This window comes from Shumkonia mesophila (assembly GCF_026163695.1).
Taxonomy (GTDB): Bacteria; Pseudomonadota; Alphaproteobacteria; order Rhodospirillales; family Shumkoniaceae; genus Shumkonia; species Shumkonia mesophila.
The window spans coordinates 1-16,893 of sequence record NZ_JAOTID010000017.1; the positions used below are offsets into that span (position 1 = coordinate 1).

General features: G+C 66.2%; 16 protein-coding genes. 14 read left to right on the top strand and 2 right to left on the bottom strand.

The genetic code is table 11. The annotated features are described in order from the left end of the window. Positions 1–378 precede the first annotated feature (378 nt). Both ODR01_RS21335 and ODR01_RS21340 read left to right on the top strand, forming a co-directional pair. Entirely contained in the window at positions 379–1,545 is a 1,167-nt protein-coding gene (locus tag ODR01_RS21335; RefSeq protein ID WP_316979731.1) for a peptidase C39 family protein, read from the top strand. Further along, entirely contained in the window at positions 1,542–3,002 is a 1,461-nt protein-coding gene (locus tag ODR01_RS21340) for a RimK family protein (RefSeq protein WP_316979732.1), read from the top strand. Before ODR01_RS21335 ends, ODR01_RS21340 begins: the two co-directional genes overlap by 4 nt. Positions 3,003–3,023: 21 nt before the next feature. On the opposite strand, the gene ODR01_RS21345 is transcribed toward ODR01_RS21340, so the two are convergent. Together ODR01_RS21345 and ODR01_RS21350 are read right to left on the bottom strand one after the other, a co-directional pair. Beyond that, complete coding sequence (locus tag ODR01_RS21345) at positions 3,024–4,289, bottom strand: putative sulfate/molybdate transporter (protein ID WP_316979733.1); 1,266 nt, start codon at positions 4,287–4,289, stop codon at positions 3,024–3,026. Between the two features lie 150 nt (positions 4,290–4,439). Further along, on the bottom strand, positions 4,440–5,030 hold the full coding sequence (locus ODR01_RS21350; protein WP_316979734.1) for an acyloxyacyl hydrolase: 591 nt from the start codon (positions 5,028–5,030) through the stop codon (positions 4,440–4,442). Between the two features lie 273 nt (positions 5,031–5,303). Here ODR01_RS21350 and ODR01_RS21355 point away from each other — a divergent pair, with 273 nt between their 5' ends. The 12 genes from ODR01_RS21355 (at position 5,304) to ODR01_RS21410 (ending at position 16,888) form a co-directional block, all read left to right on the top strand. Further along, complete coding sequence (locus ODR01_RS21355) at positions 5,304–6,659, top strand: peptidoglycan DD-metalloendopeptidase family protein (protein WP_316979735.1); 1,356 nt, start codon at positions 5,304–5,306, stop codon at positions 6,657–6,659. Between the two features lie 208 nt (positions 6,660–6,867). Then, a complete protein-coding gene (locus ODR01_RS21360) occupies positions 6,868–7,635 on the top strand; it encodes a FadR/GntR family transcriptional regulator (RefSeq protein ID WP_316979736.1) in 768 nt (255 codons plus the stop codon). A gap of 116 nt (positions 7,636–7,751) precedes the next feature. Beyond that, a complete protein-coding gene (locus ODR01_RS21365; RefSeq protein WP_316979737.1) occupies positions 7,752–8,750 on the top strand; it encodes a TRAP transporter substrate-binding protein in 999 nt (332 codons plus the stop codon). 59 nt (positions 8,751–8,809) lie between these two features. Beyond that, entirely contained in the window at positions 8,810–9,268 is a 459-nt protein-coding gene (locus ODR01_RS21370; RefSeq protein ID WP_316979738.1) for a TRAP transporter small permease, read from the top strand. A gap of 19 nt (positions 9,269–9,287) precedes the next feature. Further along, positions 9,288–10,565: a TRAP transporter large permease gene (locus ODR01_RS21375; protein ID WP_316979739.1), complete on the top strand. Its 1,278-nt coding sequence runs from the start codon at positions 9,288–9,290 to the stop codon at positions 10,563–10,565. A gap of 48 nt (positions 10,566–10,613) precedes the next feature. Beyond that, on the top strand, positions 10,614–11,087 hold the full coding sequence (rpiB, locus tag ODR01_RS21380) for a ribose 5-phosphate isomerase B (RefSeq protein WP_316979740.1): 474 nt from the start codon (positions 10,614–10,616) through the stop codon (positions 11,085–11,087). A gap of 154 nt (positions 11,088–11,241) precedes the next feature. Continuing rightward, positions 11,242–12,006 carry a rhomboid family intramembrane serine protease gene (locus ODR01_RS21385; protein WP_316979741.1) on the top strand — a complete coding sequence of 255 codons (765 nt, stop codon included), beginning with the start codon at positions 11,242–11,244 and terminating at the stop codon, positions 12,004–12,006. Beyond that, positions 12,003–12,764: a sulfite exporter TauE/SafE family protein gene (locus ODR01_RS21390; protein ID WP_316979742.1), complete on the top strand. Its 762-nt coding sequence runs from the start codon at positions 12,003–12,005 to the stop codon at positions 12,762–12,764. Before ODR01_RS21385 ends, ODR01_RS21390 begins: the two co-directional genes overlap by 4 nt. 242 nt (positions 12,765–13,006) lie before the next feature. Next, positions 13,007–13,993, top strand: a complete 987-nt coding sequence (locus tag ODR01_RS21395; RefSeq protein WP_316979743.1) for a TRAP transporter substrate-binding protein — start codon at positions 13,007–13,009, stop codon at positions 13,991–13,993. A gap of 128 nt (positions 13,994–14,121) precedes the next feature. Continuing rightward, complete coding sequence (locus ODR01_RS21400; protein ID WP_316979744.1) at positions 14,122–14,607, top strand: TRAP transporter small permease; 486 nt, start codon at positions 14,122–14,124, stop codon at positions 14,605–14,607. Next, the gene (locus tag ODR01_RS21405; protein ID WP_316979745.1) at positions 14,582–15,871 is read left to right on the top strand and encodes a TRAP transporter large permease; all 1,290 of its coding nucleotides are present in this window, start codon (positions 14,582–14,584) and stop codon (positions 15,869–15,871) included. The genes ODR01_RS21400 and ODR01_RS21405 overlap by 26 nt, the downstream gene beginning before the upstream one ends. Positions 15,872–15,907: 36 nt before the next feature. Then, entirely contained in the window at positions 15,908–16,888 is a 981-nt protein-coding gene (locus ODR01_RS21410) for an asparaginase (protein ID WP_316979746.1), read from the top strand. Positions 16,889–16,893 lie beyond the last annotated feature (5 nt).

Genomic DNA, 16,893 nt, shown 5'->3' on the forward strand with positions numbered 1-16,893 from the left:
AGCCTCTCACAGCCAGACCCAAGACCGCCGCCCGCGTATCCCTTCAATATCCAACTATGTCAAAGAACGAAACGGCGAGGGCCGGTTTTTGAACCCGATGTCGGGCCCGGCGTCTCGCGCGGTGGGCGGTTTATACGGAGTTGCCCCCACGCTGTCAAACCTTTCTTGCACTTTTTTTACAGGGCCCGGAGAGGCCGGGAAATCCGGCCGCGCCGCCCCCGGAGAGGGCCGCTTCGGAGGCCGGCCGGGCGGCCTTGAGACGGCCTTGCCGGCGAATCCGCGCAGGCCGTCGATCAGGCCTTTCCTCGGGGCCGCTTCGCGCTAACATAGAAGCTTCGCGTCCCTGGGGGCGCGCAGGTGAAAGGCGGCCTCGGCATCATGAGCAAAAGCGCCCTTTCCTCCCCTCTCCGCCGGCCGTCCGATGCCGGCGCCCTGCCGGCGGCGATCCGGCCGGCCATTCTTTCCGACCTTCCCGACCTCGTGCGCATCGAGTACGCCGCCTTCGCCAGCGACCGCTTCTCGCGGCGCACACTGCATTATCTATTGACGCGCGCGCGGGCCATCTTCCTGGTGGCCGAGCAGGCCGGCAAGGCGGTGGGAAACGTCGTCGTCCTTCTGCACGGCCGCACCTCGCTGGCCCGAGTCTATTCCATGGCGGTCGATCCCGCCCGCCAGGGCGCTGGCGTCGGGCTGGCCCTGCTCCGCGAGGCCGAGTCCCGCGCGCTGGCCGATGGGCGGGCCGTCATGCGCCTCGAAGTGCGCACCGACAACGCCCGGGCGATCGGCCTCTACCGGCGGGAAGGCTACCGCGAGATCGGCCGCATCCTTCGCTACTACGAGGACGGCTGCGACGCGCTGCGCATGGAAAAGACCCTGGCCGGCGGCGACCAGCCGGGCCTGAGCCGCGTCCCCTACTATGCCCAGACCCTGGAATTCACCTGCGGATCGGCGGCCCTGATGATGGCGATGAAGGCGCTCAATCCCACCTTCCCGCTCAGCCGCAACCTCGAGCTTCGGCTGTGGCGCGAATCGACCACCGTCTTCATGGCCGCCGGCCACGGCGGCTGCGGCCCGGTCGGGCTGGGCCTGGCCGCCATGCGGCGCGGCTTCGACGTCGAGGTCCACCTGAGCCGCTCGGGGCCGCTGTTCATCGATTCGGTACGCAGCGCCGAGAAGCGCGACGTCATCCGCTTGGTCTACGAGGACTTCCGGCGCGAGGCCGCCGAGGTCGGGCTTAAGATGATCAACCAGCCGCCGACCCGCCGCCGCCTGCTGCGGTTCCTCGACGCCGGGGCCGTCCCGGTGGTGCTGATCAGTTCCTATCGCCTGTACGGCGAAAAGGTGCCCCACTGGGTGGTGCTGACCGGCCACGACGAACATTTCGTCTACCTGCACGATCCCTACGTCGATTTCGGGGAGCACGGCACCGAGACCGATGCCGTCAACGTGCCGGTGGCGCACGCCGAGTTCGACCGCATGGCCCGCTACGGCAATACCGGCCTGCGCGCCGCCGTCATCATCCGCCAGAAAAAGGAAACGGGATGACGCACCACATCGTCATCGTCGAAAGCGCCGCCGACCGCGGCTGGGCGGAGGCCACCGGCGCCGCCGTGACCGCGCGGGAGTACGTGACCGGCGCCGCCAAATACGGGGGGCGGGCCAACAAGGTGGTCAACCTGAGCGGCCAGTTCGAATACATGAAAGCCGGCTACTACTGCTCGCTTTTGGCCGAGGCCCGGGGCCAACGGGTGATCCCCACGGTGCAGACCATCCTTGAGCTGTCGCGCAAGGCCCTGTACGCCGGCGCGCTCCCCGAGATCGACGCCGCCCTGGCCAAGACGCTGGAGAAGCTGGCGCAGGAGCCGCGCGCCGCCTTCTCGCTGACCGTCATCTTCGGCCAGACCCGGGATTCGCGCTTCCGCGACTTCGCCCGTCGGGTGTTCGACCGCTTCCGCGCGCCCTTGATGACCGTGCGCGTGGTGTCCAACCCGCACTGGCACGTCGCCGAGATCGACATCGCGACGGCCGGCGAGCTGAGCCCCGAGGAATTCGACTTCTTCCTGGCCGCCATGGAGGCCTACACCCGCTCGGGCTGGCGACCGCCGCGGGCCCGCACCTCGCCGCGCTACACCCTGGCCGTGTTGCACAATCCGCACGAACACCTGCCGCCGTCCTCGCAGGCGACCTTGAAGAAGTTCACCTCGATCGGCGCCGCGCTGGGCATCGGCGTCGAGCTGATCCAGCGCAAGGACTTCCTGCGCCTGGCCGAATTCGACGCCCTCTTCATCCGCGAGACGACGACGCTCAAGGACCACACCTACCGCTTCGCCATGCGGGCCGAGGCCGAGGGCATGCCGGTCATCGACGACGTCACCTCGATCCTGCGCTGCACCAACAAGGTCTATCTTGCCGAATTGCTGCACGCCAACAACCTGCCGGCCCCCAAGACGCTGATCACCAACCGCAACAACGTGCTCGACTGCGAGACGCGCCTTGGCTACCCGGTGGTGCTCAAGATCCCCGACGGTTCGTTCTCGCGCGGCGTCCACCGGGTGGCCGACCGCGAGGAACTGCTGGCCACCTCCAAGGAGCTGTTCCGCAAGTCGGACCTCATCCTCGCCCAAGAATATATGTATACGAAGTTCGACTGGCGGGTCGGCGTGCTCAACCGCAAGCCTCTGTTCGTCTCGCAGTACTTCATGTCGCGCCGCCACTGGCAGATCGTCAACCACACCGCCGACGGCCGCCACGTCGAAGGCGATTTCAAGACCATGGCGGTCGAGGACGCCCCCAAGGAGGTGGTCGCGGCGGCGCTGCGCGCGGCCGGGCTGATCGGCGACGGCCTTTACGGCGTCGACCTCAAGCAGACCAAGGACGGGGTCTTCGTCATCGAGATCAACGACAACCCCAACCTCGATCGCGGCGTCGAGGACGTGGTGCTCAAGGACGACCTCTATCGCATCGTGCTCGGGGAATTCATCCAACGCATCGAGCACCGCTGAGGGCGGCGACGGCGGGTCGGCCTACAGGTTCAGCCGGCCTTTCTGGGCCAGCACCGCCAACGGCAGGCCGAGGGCGAAGGCCGCCGCCGGATTGAGGGCAATGCTGAGCGCCGCCATCAACAGCACGACGAAAAGCTCGGCCCGTTCGAACCGCTGCGGCTTCGCCGCCTGGGCGAGGTCGATGCCGGAAAACAAAAGGAGCGCCCCCAACGCCGCCTCGGGCACCACCCGCACCAGGGCCAGCGCCTGATCGCCGCAAAAGACGCCGATCAGCACCATGACGATGCCGATGACGGCCGGCGCCGTGGCGGTGCGCGCCCCGAAGCGGTGGTGCGCCGCCAGGCCGCCGGCGCCGTGGCACATGGGATAGCCGCCGAACGGCGCCGCCAGAAGGTTGGCGATGCCGCTGGTCAGGCAAAGCGTGGTTTCGTTGACCCGGTGCACCTCGCGGGGGAACAACTGGCGGGTCAGCGCCGCCGTCACGATCACCGCGTTGGTCAGCGTCAGGGGCAGCTGGGGTATGGTGGCGGCGACGAACCCCTGCCACACCTCGCCCCAGGTCGGGATGATCAGGGCGGGCAGATGCAGGCCGAAGGTGAGGGCGGGCAGCGGCGGCGACACCCCGGCGATCTGGCCCAGCGCGATGCCGGCGGCAAGCGCGAGAAGCGCCCCCGGCCACCGCCGGGCGCCGAGGAGCGCCAAGAGAAGAAGACAGACAAGGCCGCCCAGCCAGGGCGTCGCCATCGCCAGCTTGATGCCGAGAAGCGCCAGCGCCAGGCCGAGGCCCAGTTGCAACCCGGCCGCCACCGTGGCCGGCAGCAGGCGGGCCAGGCGGGCGATGATGCCGGTGACGCCGAGAATAAGCAGCAGCGCCCCGACGGTCAGCCCGGCCCCGGCGATCGCCGCCGGCGGCAGGTGCTGGGTGAGGACGACGGCGGAGGCCGCCTTCATCGGCTGCACCGGGATCGGCAAGCCGTAGAAGGCGCCGCTGAAAAGATAGAACAGGCCGAACGACAGGAACATGCCGGTGGGCGCCATGCCGACCACGGTGATCGCGCCGACGATGTGGGGAATGAAGGTGCCGAGGTCGCCAAAGGCGCCGGACAGTTCGCGCGTGTCGCCGCCGAAGCGCCGCCTGGCATACCGCGGCGCTTCGCCGGGGGCCTGTTCGCGGCAACGCACCGGAATGTCGGGAAAGAGATTCCACCACGGCCGTGCCTGGCCCGCTGGGTGAACCCCCCGGGGCGGGTCGGGCGGCGCCTCCCCGGCGGTCGCTTCCGTCGACATCTCAGGCCTCCCCTGATTTCGGGGACACCATACTTAATTCACAAGAGGTTTCGTCGCTGCCCAGGGCGAAGAAAGGCGAATTAAGTATGGTGTCCCCGAAATAATGACCTGTGCGATTCTAGAGTGGCGTTCCCGTCCTGTCATCGGCGGCTAGAAGCCGATGCCGTAGCGCAGGCCGACGTGATCGATTCCCTCGTTTTCGGAGGCCAGGACCTGGCCATGGGACACGTGGTCCCACAGCAGCGATACCGAGGCTTTCTCGGAGATCCTGACCCCCAGTTCCAGGCCTCCCCGGAAGAGGACGCGAGAACCGAACCCGCAATCGCTCGCCGCCGCGCAACGGTCGGCATCGTCCTGGTGCAGCATGCCGTCGTGCACCGCCAGCCCGCCGTGGGCGGCGGCGAAGAGACGGCTCGCCAGATCGGCCTCGTAGGTGAGGCCGGTGTACAAAAGACTGGTCTCGCCGTTCAGGCTGAGGGTCGCGCCGACATGGGGCCGCGGCGAGCCGATCCATTGCCACGGGTCCCATTCGGGCGCTGCGAACTGGGCCTCGAGGTTGAGGTCGAATCCGTCTTCGTGGCGGTCCGCGGCCGGGCCGCGGTCATGGATGAAAAAGCCGCCGACCAGGCGATTTTTCCCGGTGCCGTCGGCGGCGGCCATCGTTGGAGACAGGCCACCCACCAGGGCGAAAGCCAGAAAAGCGGCTAAATGGCCGGCGGCCGGGATTTTCCAGGAAGCCATCCCTCCTCTCCTCGCGGAATGGGCGATCCGCCCGAAAAGCGACGGGGCGGGGCCACAAAATGAAGGCCGGGCGCGAACGGTCAACCGAATTTTAAGGTATGTCGCATAGCTTTGATTTCAAATGAAGAATCATGAGGAAACGGCTTGACAGGAAAATGGAAGCCCGACATCTTGGGGGCAGCGGGAAAAGGGCTACAGGCGCTAGAGGTTGTATGCCCGGAAATCGGGGCCCCCAGGGGAGACGCCACCTAAAACAACGGAACTGAGAACCCGATGCTCTTGAGAGGTATCCTAGCCACCGCGGCCTTGCTGTCTTGTGCGTTGCTTTCGGCGCACCTGCTGTCCCCCCCCACCGGCACCATGGATGACGTCGATTCCGACGGTTTTTCCTCGTTCATGTTCGCCGCCGCCCCCTTTTCGCTGGGCAATCCGGCCGCCGCCGCGGCCCTCACCCTTCACCCGCCGGCCACCCCCCAGGAATCCATCACCGCCGGCGACCCGCTCCGCTACCGTCAACCGATTCGCGCCAAGAGCGGCGACACCCTGACCGGGCTGCTGGTCGAGGCGGGCGTCGATCGCAGCGACGCGGTCGCCGCCGCCGACGCGCTGCGCGAGGTCTTCGATCCCCGGCGCATCCGCCCCGGCCATGAAGTGTCGCTGATGTTCGAACGCGCTTTTGGCGACGACCGTCCGGGCGATTTCCTGGGCTTCACCATGGCCCCCGATTTCGCCCGCGAGGTCGAGGTGGCGCGCACCGAGAATGGCGGCTTTACGGCCACCGAGATCGAGAAGGCGCTGACCCGCGGCCCCGCCCGCGCCACCGGCACCATCGACAATAGCCTGTTCGTCGACGGCGAGCGGGCCGGGGTGCCGGTTCCGGTGCTGCTCGAAATCATCCGCGCCTTTTCATGGGACGTCGACTTCCAGCGCGACATCCTGCCGGGCGACACCTTCGAGGTCATGTGGCAGCGGACCTGGAACGACGCCGGCCTGGCCGTCCACGAAGGCGTCGTTCTTTACGCCAAGCTCACCCTTTCGGGCACGCCGCACGCCATCTATCGCTTCCAGACCACCAATGGCGACGTCGCCTATTTCGACCAGAAGGGCCAGGGCGCGCGCAAGGCCCTGCTGCGCACGCCCATCGACGGCGCCAAGCTGTCGTCGCGCTTCGGCAAACGCACCCACCCCATCCTGGGCTATACCAAGATGCACAAGGGCGTGGACTTCGCGGCGCCTCCCGGCACGCCCATCTACGCCGCCGGCGACGGGCGCATCGAGATGGCCGGGCGCAACGGCGCCTACGGCAACTACATCCGCATCCGCCACCACTCCGACTACTCCACGGCCTACGCCCATCTCAGCCGTTTCGCCACCATCGCGCGCTCCGGCAATCGGGTGCGCCAGGGTCAGGTCATCGGCTACGTCGGGACCACCGGCCGTTCGACCGGCCCGCATCTGCACTACGAAATCCTGCGCGCCGGCCTCCACACCAACCCGCTCAGTGTCAAAATGCCGGCTGGCGAACGACTGGCCGGCAAGCAGCTGGAGCGCTTTCTGGCGGTTCGCGCCGACGTCGACCGGACATTCGCCAAGCTGGTCGACAGCAAGGCCATCGCCACCGCCGACTAGCTGACACCGATACGCGCGCCCCGGGTGGGTTTTATCCCCCCGGGGCGCGGTTTTCGGGGCGCTCCCCTTAAACCGCCCTCCCTCTTTTTCGCAGACGGTTGACTCGTCGGCGTTCTTGTTTCCATACTGTGGTCAGACCACGACCTGTCCAGAGTAAGTTCGCGAACTGTCCGAGGCGTTCGAAAGCCCGTCGAAGGAGAATGCACCCATGGAATCCTGTGTCGCGGACGGACGAGCCATCGTCGCCCAGGCCAAGACGCAAGTCTTCGAGGACATCTTCCGGTTTTTCACCGGGCAACTGGCCAACGGCGTCATCCATCCCGGCGACCGGCTGCTGTCGGAACGCGAACTGGCGCAGGTCCTGGATGTCAGCCGGCCGAGCCTGCGCGAGGCCATGCGCGCCCTGGCCCTGCTGGGGTTGATCGACATCCGCCCCGGGCAGGGAACCTACGTGCGCAACCCCGACGCGACCGTGCTGCGCGAATTCTTCTCGGTCATGCTGGCGCTGCAGCCGAACATGTACCAAAGCGCCCTCGTCACCCGCGAGGCCATCGAGTGCCAGGCGATCCGCATCGCCTGTCGGACCGCCCGCCCGCAGGACATTCAACGCCTTCGCGACGCCCTCGACCGCATCACCGCTACGGCGTCCGATCCCGATAAGGGCGCCGATGCCGACTTCGCCTTCCACCGCACCCTTGTCGAGGCCAGCCACGACGACGTCATGCTGTTCGTCTACGACGCGCTGCAACCGCTTCTGCGCCGCGACCACGCCGTCCGTCGCCAGGCCATCAAGGATCGGCCCGAGGTGCAGAACGTCATGCCGCTGGCGCACAAGCTGGTGCTCGACGCCCTGATCGCCGGCGACGAGGACGCCGCCGACGCCGAACTGCGGCGTCACATCCAGATTCCGCAAGGCTACGAGGAGTTGGTCGAGAACGGTGGGCGCCAACCCGCGCCGGTCCGCGCCTCCGACTGACGAGGAACACCGGGGCCGGCGCTTCCGACGCCGGCCCCGGCAAACGCCGTCAAAGAAGCGGCGGAAAACGAAAATGTTTTCAAATCAAAGAGAGACAACAGGGTGAGGTGTGTCAAATGAAAACGACCTCAATTCTCCCGTTCGCCGCCGCAACGGCGGCCGGCCTTCTCATGGCCGGCGGCATCGCCAAGGCGGAAGTCACGCTCCGTTACGCCCACGTCGGCGTCGAAGGCGAGCCGCAGACCCGCTACGCCGCCGAATTCGCCAAGCTGGTCGGGGAGCGTACCGCCGGCCGCGTCAAGATCCAGGTCTTCCCGAACTCCCAGCTCGGCAATCTCTCCGAGATGGTCGACGGCACCAAGATGGGCACGATCCAGATGGCCCATCACGACTTCGCCTCGCTCGGCAAGATCCTCAACGACATGTCCGTGTTCAACGCGCCCTACATCTATCGCGACGCCGCGCACGCGGTGAAGGCGACCCAGCCGTCGACTTCGGACGTGCTTCAGGAACTCAACAAGCAGCTGATCGAGAAAGGCGGACTGCGCGTCCTCGGCAGCTGCTATCGCGGCGCGCGCCAGCTGTCGGCGAACTTCCCGGTCTATTCGCCCGCGGACGTCAAGGGCAAGAAGATCCGCGCCGTGCCCCTTAAGCTGTGGATCTCGATGATCACCGGCATGGGCGCCATCCCGACGCCGGTCGAGATCACCGAACTGCCGACCGCGCTGGCCACCGGCCTGGTGGTCGGCCAGGAGAACCCGCTCAGCAACATCTATGCCCAGAAGTTCCATGAAGTGCAGTCGCACATCATGATGACGGCGCACATGCAGTCGGTGCTGTCGGTATGGGTCAACGAAAAGGCTTGGCAGAAGATCCCGGAGGCCGACCGCAAGATCATCGAGGGCGTGGCGGTGGACATGGCGGCCACGTCCCTGGCCTGGGAACAGAAGTCGGAAGCGGAGATCAAGGAAAAGATCAAGGCCGCCGGCACCAAGTTCATCGAAGAGAAGGACGGCCTGAAGAACGACGAGTTCCGCAAGGTGGTCCTGAAGCAGGTCAACCAGGACTTCCCGGAGTGGACCGGATACATAGAGCGCCTTCAGGCCATAAAGTAGAAGCAAGGGCGGGGGAACCCATTTCCCCCGCCTGATTCTCTTGCGCAAGCGGTGCGATCATGCGTTGCCTGAGAAGCATCTACAAGATTCTGACCGTCGCCGGCCTGTTCGCGATCATTCTTGTGCCGAACTTTCAGATCGGCATGCGCGCCTTCTTCGACGCCCCCGTCAACGGCGCCGACGAGTTGGCCCGCTACCTGCTGATCGTCATCACCTTCCTTGCGCTTCCCCTGGCCGTCGTCGATGGCGGCCACATCGCCATGGAGGAGTTCCAGGCGCTGTTCCCGGCCTCGTTCCGCCGGTACCTTCGCCTCGCCATCAAGGCCGCCGCCGTGTTCGGCTACGGCTTCGTGGCGGTGGCGGCGATTGTCACCATGCTGGAAAATCTCGAGAACACGACATCGACGCTATCGATCCCGTTCTACATCTTCATCGCCCCAGTCGTGCTGGGCATGGCGTTCATGGCCCTCGAGTACCTGTTGGCGCCGAGGAAAGAAACCACGACGGGCCGCGACTAGGGGCGGGGGAAACGCGATCATGGCGATCTTGCTGATAAGCGTGTTCTGCACCCTCTTCGTGCTGGGCTTCCCGGTCGCCTTGTCGATCGTGCTGCCGTCGATCGGCTATATCCTCTACGAAGACCTGACGATCGAAATGATCGCGCAGCGCATGCTGTATGCGATGGATTCGTTTCCGCTGATCGCCGTTCCGGTGTTCATCTTTGCCGGCAACCTGATGAACTCTTCTGGCATCACCGACCGCATCTTCCGCTTCGCCGATACCCTGGTCGGACGCATTCCGGGTGGACTGGCCCAGGTCAACATCTTCGGCAGCCTGATCTTCGCCGGGATCTCGGGCGCCGCGCTGGCCGACGTCGGCGGCCTCGGCAAGGTCGAGATCAAGGCGATGCGCGAAAAGGGATTCGATCCCGCCTTTTCCGGGGCGGTGACCGCGGCCTCCGCCATTGTCGGTCCGATCTTTCCGCCCAGCATCCCTCTGATCATTTACGGCACCGTAACCAGCGTCTCGACGGTCAAGCTGCTGATCGCCGGCATCGGGCCGGCGCTGGTCTGCGTCGCCATGTTGATGACCATGACCGCAGTCATCTCGCTCAAGCGCGGCTACCCGCGGGCCCCCCGCTGGCCGACCTGGCGCGCGCTGTTGGCCGCATTCTTGCCCGCCATTCCAGCCCTTTTGGCGCCGGTGTTCCTGGTCACCGGAATGCTGAGCGGCCTGTTCACGCCCACCGAAGCCGCCGCCGTCGTTGTCGTCTACATCATCCTGGTCAGCAGCCTCGCCTACCGCGAACTGACCTGGCAGCACGTCCTGCAATGCGCACTCGACACCCTGCGCGCCTCGGCGGGGATCCTCCTGATCGTGGCGGCCGCATCGATCTTCGGCTGGATTCTTTCGGTCGAGCAGGTGCCGCAGGCGGTGGCCAAGTTCATGGTCTCGATCAGCGACAACAAGTACGTGCTGCTCCTGATCGTCAACATCGGCCTCTTGATCGCCGGCATGTTCCTCGACAGCACGACGGCGACCCTGCTGATCGTGCCGATCATCGCCGGCCCCCTCGTCGCCGTGGGCATCGACCCCGTGCACCTGGGGCTGATCACCATCTTTAACCTGATGATTGGTTTGGTAACGCCCCCGATGGGCCTTTCGCTGTTCCTGATCAGCGACATCGCGAACGTGACGATCCGGCAGGTGATCAGGGAAATGATTCCCTTCTACTTTCCGCTGGTCATCACCTTGGTTCTGATCACGCTCGTTCCCGAAATCAGCACGTGGCTCCCCAGTCTGATGGATCGCTGAGATCCACGCCCGCTCCTCAATTCGTGACTAGCATGGAGAAAAAAGACGATGAAGATTTCCATTGGTGGTGATCACTGCGGCTTCCCCTTGAAGGGACCGATCATCGAAATGCTCAAGGAATGGGGCCACGAGGTCACCGACCATGGAGCCTTCGACACCCAACCCGTCGACTTCCCCGACGTCGCCCACGCGGTGTGCGGCCAGGTCCGCCGGGGCGAAGCCGACCGCGGCATCATGGTGTGCGGCACCGGCGTCGGCGCCTCCATCGCCGCCAACAAGATCCCGGGTATCCGCGCCGCCCTCTGCCACGACGTCCATTGCGCGCACCAGTGCGTCGAGCACGACGACACCAACGTGCTGTGCGTCGGGGCCTGGATCATCGGCATCAAGACGGCGGAAGAGGTGGTCCGTCATTTCCTGGACGCCCGTTTCGATCCCGACCCCGCCTTCGTGCGCCGCGTCGCCAAGCTGGCCGAGATGGAAAAGCAGGCCGCCCGCGAGCTTCTCGGCATCAAGGACTGAGCGGCCCGGCCGAACCGTTCCATTTGAAAAGTCGGCAGGCGGGTCCTGGGGCGATCGGACCCCCTGCCGCTTTTTCCGCATCCCCCGCGCCGAAACGGGCTTCCCCGCCCACTCGCCCGCTGACAATCGGGCGCCGAGCCCCTAGATTGGCTCCATGATTCCCTTCCGCACCACCGCGCCCGGCGCCCGCATGCCCGTCGTTACGGTGGGCCTGATCCTCGCCAACGCCGCGGTCTTCCTCTATCAGATCGACCTGTCGCCGCGGGCCGAGATGCAGTTCATCTATACCTACGCCCTGGTGCCGGCGGTCTACGGCAACGCCGATCTGGCCCGCCACGCCGGCCTCGACCCCACCAACTACTGGCCGCTGCTCACCAACACCTTCATGCACGGCGGCTGGTTGCATCTCATCTTCAACATGTGGACGCTGTGGCTGTTCGGCTCGCCGGTCGAGGGACGCATGCGGCCGCTGCGGTTTCTCGTCTTCTACCTTCTGTGCGGCCTGGTCGGAAGCCTCGGCCACCTGCTCGCCAACCTCTCATCGACGGTGCCGGCGCTGGGCGCCTCGGGGGCCATCGCCGGGCTGCTCGGCGGCTATGCGCGCCTCTTCCCCGGCGCCAAGGTGACGCTGGTTTTCCCCATCGTCATCATCCCCTTCATCTTCTCGGTGCCGGCCCTCGTCTTCACCGGCGTGTGGTTCGCGCTCCAGGTGTGGCAGGGAATAGACGCCGCCTCGGGGGCCGGCGGCATCGCCTGGTGGGCCCATATCGCGGGTTTCCTGGCCGGCCTCGCGCTTGTCGCCGCCATGGGCGGCCGGCCGTGGCAAGCCTCGCCGCCGCCGCCCCGCTCGCGTCTGATCACCCCATCCGGCGTCCGCCTGCGCCGCGGGCCATGGAGCCGCCGGGGGCCGTGGGGATGAGCGAACTCCTGGGCGGCCTCGCCGCCGATCCGGCCGGCGCCGCCTATGCCGTCGCCGCCGTCCTCGTGGCCGGCCTGGTGCGCGGCTTCACCGGCTTCGGCATGTCGGCGGTCATCGTGCTCGCGCTTTCCATGACGCTGCCGCCGGCCGAGGTGGTGCCCATGGCCCTGCTCATGGAGATCGCCGCCAGCGCCCGCATGCTGCCGGGGGCCTGGAAGGACGTCGACTGGACCTATGCCCGTGGCCTGCTGGTCGGCAGCGCGGCGGGAATCCCGGCCGGCGTGGCGCTGCTGGTCTACGTGCCGGCCGGGCCGATGCGCATCGCGCTCTCGATCTTCGTGCTGATCACCACTGCGCTGCTGTTCGGCGGTTTCCGTTTCCGGGGCCGGCCCGACACCCGCTGGGGCTATGGGTTCGGCCTGCTGGCCGGGGTGGCCAACGGGGCGGCGTCCTTCGGCGGCCAGTTGACCGCGCTTTTCCTGCTCTCCACGCCGATCGCCGCGGCGGCGGCCCGGGCCACGCTGATCTTCCTGGCCATCGTGACGTCGGTCTACGGCACCGCCATGGCCCACCTGGGGGGCCTGCTCGGAGTCCAGGAGCTGGTCCGCGCCGGCCTGCTCGTCATCCCGATGGCGTTGGGCATCGCCGCCGGCGAGCGCCACTTCCTGAAGGCGGCGCCGGAAACCTACCGGCGGACCGCGCTGGGCCTGCTGGTGGCGCTCGCCGCTTCCGGCCTCATCCGCGCCGCCCTGGGCTGAAAGGCCCGACGCCGAAACACACCCCGACCCGCTCCCGCGGCGGCCCCGCCGCGCGCACCCCGCGGACTGCCGACTGACATAAGACATCTGCTGACCTATGTCTTGACATCTGATGACCGATGGCTTCACACTTGCCGTCCTGGGAAGGTGCCGGGCGTTTGGCGACGGCTCGCAAACTGCGGCCTCCCCCGCCCGAAAGCCATCACGTCGACATGCGATTTCGGTAACAAAAGGAGACGTCTATGTTCAAAAAACTGATCGCCACGGTCGCGCTCGTTGGGTTCGCCGTCGGCGCGGCGGGCACGGCGTCCGCCGAGAAAGCCTACAAGCTGAAGCTGGGGCACACCGGCGCCCCCAACCATCACTACCAGGACATCTGCACGATGTTCGCCAAGCAGGTCAAAGACCTGACCAAGGGCGGCGTCGAGATCGCGGTATTCCCCGCCGACCAGTTGGGCAAGCAGGTCGAATCCGTCGAGGGAACCATGATGGGCACCCACGACATGGTGCTCACGTCCGATACCGTGCTTTCCAACTGGGTGCCGGACATGGGCATCCTCAACCTGCCGTTCATCTTCTCCTCCATGGACGACGCCCGGACCATCCTCGACGGCCCCATCGGCGCCAAGCTGGCGGCCAAGATGGAATCCCACGGCGCGGTCGTCATCGGCTGGTGGGACAACGGCATGCGCCACATCACCAACAGCAAGCGCCCGATCGTGGCCCCGGCCGACCTCAAGGGCATCAAGATCCGGGTTCCCGAAGGCGAGGTCTTCGTCGAAACCTTCAAGGCGCTGGGGGCCGGTCCGACGGTCATTTCCTTCGGCGAACTGTATTCGGCCCTGCAACTCGGCACCGTGGACGGCCAGGAGAATCCGCCGGCCCACATCCTGACGCAGAAATTCTACGAGGTGCAGAAGTTCGTGTCGCGGACCGGGCACATCCACCTGTCCTCCCCCCTCATCATGAACAAGAAGCTGCTCGACGGCATGCCCAAGGAATACCGCGAGGCGATCCTCAAGACCGCGCGCGAGATGGGGCCCGTGCACACCAAGATGGTCGACGACCTTGAAAAGAAGCAGTGGGAAGAGATCGCCGCCAAGGGCATGAAGATCAACGACGTCGACAAGAAGCCTTTCCAGCAGGCCGTATTGCCGGTCTACGAGAAGTTCAAAAGCAAGCTCGACGGCAAGATCATCGACGACATCGTCGCGACCCTGAAAAAATAAGACGGTTGCGACGGCCGGCGCGCCCGGCCACCTGCCGTGGGACCGCCATCCCCTCTTGGTACGTGCTGGTCCCACGGCCCTCCTTTTACGAAAAACGCCGGACGCCGACACCCCCGCAGGAGGCAGACATGCGGCATCTCGATCTTCTCAACCGGACCATCCAAAACCTGTCGGCAGCCTTCCTGGCGGTGATGACCGTGCTGGTCCTGGTCCAGGTGTTCTTCCGCTACGTGCTGAACGATCCGCTCGGCGCAACCCAGGAACTCGCCATCTATTGCATGGCCTGGGTCATCATGCTGGGGGCGACGATCGCCGTCCGGCACCGCACCCACATCGGCGTCAATTTCTTCGTCGACCGCCTGCCCGGTGCCGTGCAGACGACGGCCCGCTGGACCGGCTACCTCCTGGTCATCGGCTTCTTCGTCATTCTTTGCAAGGAAGGCTGGACGCTGACCGATCGCGCCATGCTCCAAACCTCGCCGTCCTCGGGGATTCCGGTGGGCTGGGTCGTTCTGTCGATCCCGCTCTGCAGCGCGATCGCCGTCCTCTACGTGGTCGAGCAGATGCTCCTCGACGTGCGGCGCGGCCATGACATCGACCACGGGGGCAAGTGACATGGTCATCATCCTGTTCGCGTCCTTCTTCGCGCTTCTCCTGCTCGGGATTCCGATCGTCATTTCTCTCGGCATCGCCTCCCTCGCCTCGATCTACATCGGCAGCGACATCCCCTTCCTCATCCTCCCCCAGAAGATCTTCAACGGCATGAACAATTTCGCGTTCATGGCCATCCCGCTGTTCCTGCTTGCCGGCAACATCATGGCGGAAGCGAAAATCTCGGACAAACTGGTCGGCCTGGCGGCCGTCCTGGTCGGCCGCTTCCCCGGCGGCCTCGCCCACATGGCGACCGGCGCGTCGGCCTTCTTCGGGGCGATTTCCGGGTCGGCGCCGGCAACCACCGCGGCCATCGGCTCGGTGCTCATTCCGCCGATGGTCAAGCGCGGCTACAGCCCGTCCTATTCGGCGGCCGTCGTCGCCTCCTCCGGCGCCCTCGGCCTGATCATCCCGCCCAGCCTGACGATGGTCATCTTCGGCGTCATGGCCGGCACCTCCATCGGCAAGATGTTCCTCTGCGGCGTCATCCCCGGCATCCTTATCGCCGTCGCGCTGATGGTCATGAACTACGTCATCGCCCGCCGCCGGAACTTCGCCTGCGAACCGCCCATCTCGGCGCGCGACGCCTGGATCGTCGTCAAGGACAGCCTGATCGCCCTGGTGATGCCGCTGATCATCCTGGGCGGCATTTATTCCGGCGCCTTCACCGCCACCGAGTCGGCCGCCGTGGCCTGCCTGTACGGCCTGATCGTCGGCTTCGCCGTCTATCGCAACCTGACGGTCCGCTCGCTGGTCGCCATCCTCAAGACGACGGCCGAGAACGCGGCGGTGGTCATGTTCCTCATGGGCACCGCCAACCTGTTCGGCTTCATCATCACCGCCGAGCAGGTGCCGCAGAACTTCGCCAACTTCGTCCTCGGCATCACCGACAACCAGTACGTCGTCATGCTGCTGGTACTGGCCATGCTGCTGGTCGTCGGCACCTTCCTCGACAACGTGGCGGCGCTGGTCCTGCTGGTGCCGACCATGATGGGCATCGTCAACGCGCTGAACCTCGATCCCATCTATTTCGGCGTCTTCACCATCATTGCCCTGGCGGTCGGGCAGATTACGCCGCCGGTCGGCCTCAACCTGTTCATCGCCGCCAACATCGCCAAGCAGCCCGTCGAACCGGTGGCGGCGCAGGCTCTGCCCTACATCGCCGTCTACATCGTCATGCTGCTGATCTTCATCCTGTTCCCCGGCTTGCTGATGCTTTTCAACTGAAGCCGGCGCGCGCCGGGACGAAACGAAGGAGTCACAATGAAAAACAAGATCGTCGTCTTGACCACCGGCGGAACCATCGCCAGCGTCGAGAACGCCGAGACGGGACTGTTTTCTTCGGGTGCCCTGCCCGGCGAGGCGCTGCTCGGCATGTGCGACCTCGCGGTGCCGGTCGACCTCGACGTCCGCTCGGTCTTCCAGGTGCCGAGCAACGCCATGTCCTTCGCCAGGCTGATGTCGCTGCGCGCCGCCATCCTCGACGTCCTTAGCGACGAACGGGTGGCCGGCATCGTCGTCACCCACGGGACCGACACCCTCGAGGAGACCGCCTATTTCCTGCGCCTGACGGTCGGCGATCCGCGCCCGGTCGTCGTCACCGGCTCCCAACGAACGCCGACCGAGCTGGGCACCGATTCCTTCACCAACATCCGCCACTCCATCCTCGCCGCGGCATCCCCGGCCTGCCGGGGCATGGGCGCCCTGGTCGTCTTCAACGAGGGAATCTATGCGGCCCGCCACGTGCGGAAGGTCCATTCCTTCAATCCCCATGCCTTTACGGCATTCGGCTTCGGACAGTTGGGCTACGTCGACCGCGATGACGTCTGCGTCCGCCAGCGGCCGGTCGACGAGGACGTCTTCCTGCCGGCGGGGCTGCCGCCGCGCGTCGACATCGTCAAGGTGGCGTTGGATTCCGACGGCCTGTTCGTCGATTGCGCGGTGGACAATGGGGCGCGGGGAATTATTCTAGAAGGGCTCGGTCGCGGCCACGTGACGCCAAGCTGTGCGCCTTCCGTAAGCCGCGCCGCCGAACGGGGAGTTCACGTCGTCATCACGACCGGGTGCGAGCAGGGACGGGTGTATCCCGTCTACGACTTCGTCGGCGGGGTCATGGACCTGGAGGCGCGCGGCGCCGTGCGCGGCGGCGACCACAGCAGCCGCAAGGCGCGCATCAAGCTGGCCGTCATGCTGGCCGCCGGCGTCGAGGATCGCGAAGCCATCCGCCGGGCCTTCGCGACATGAATGTG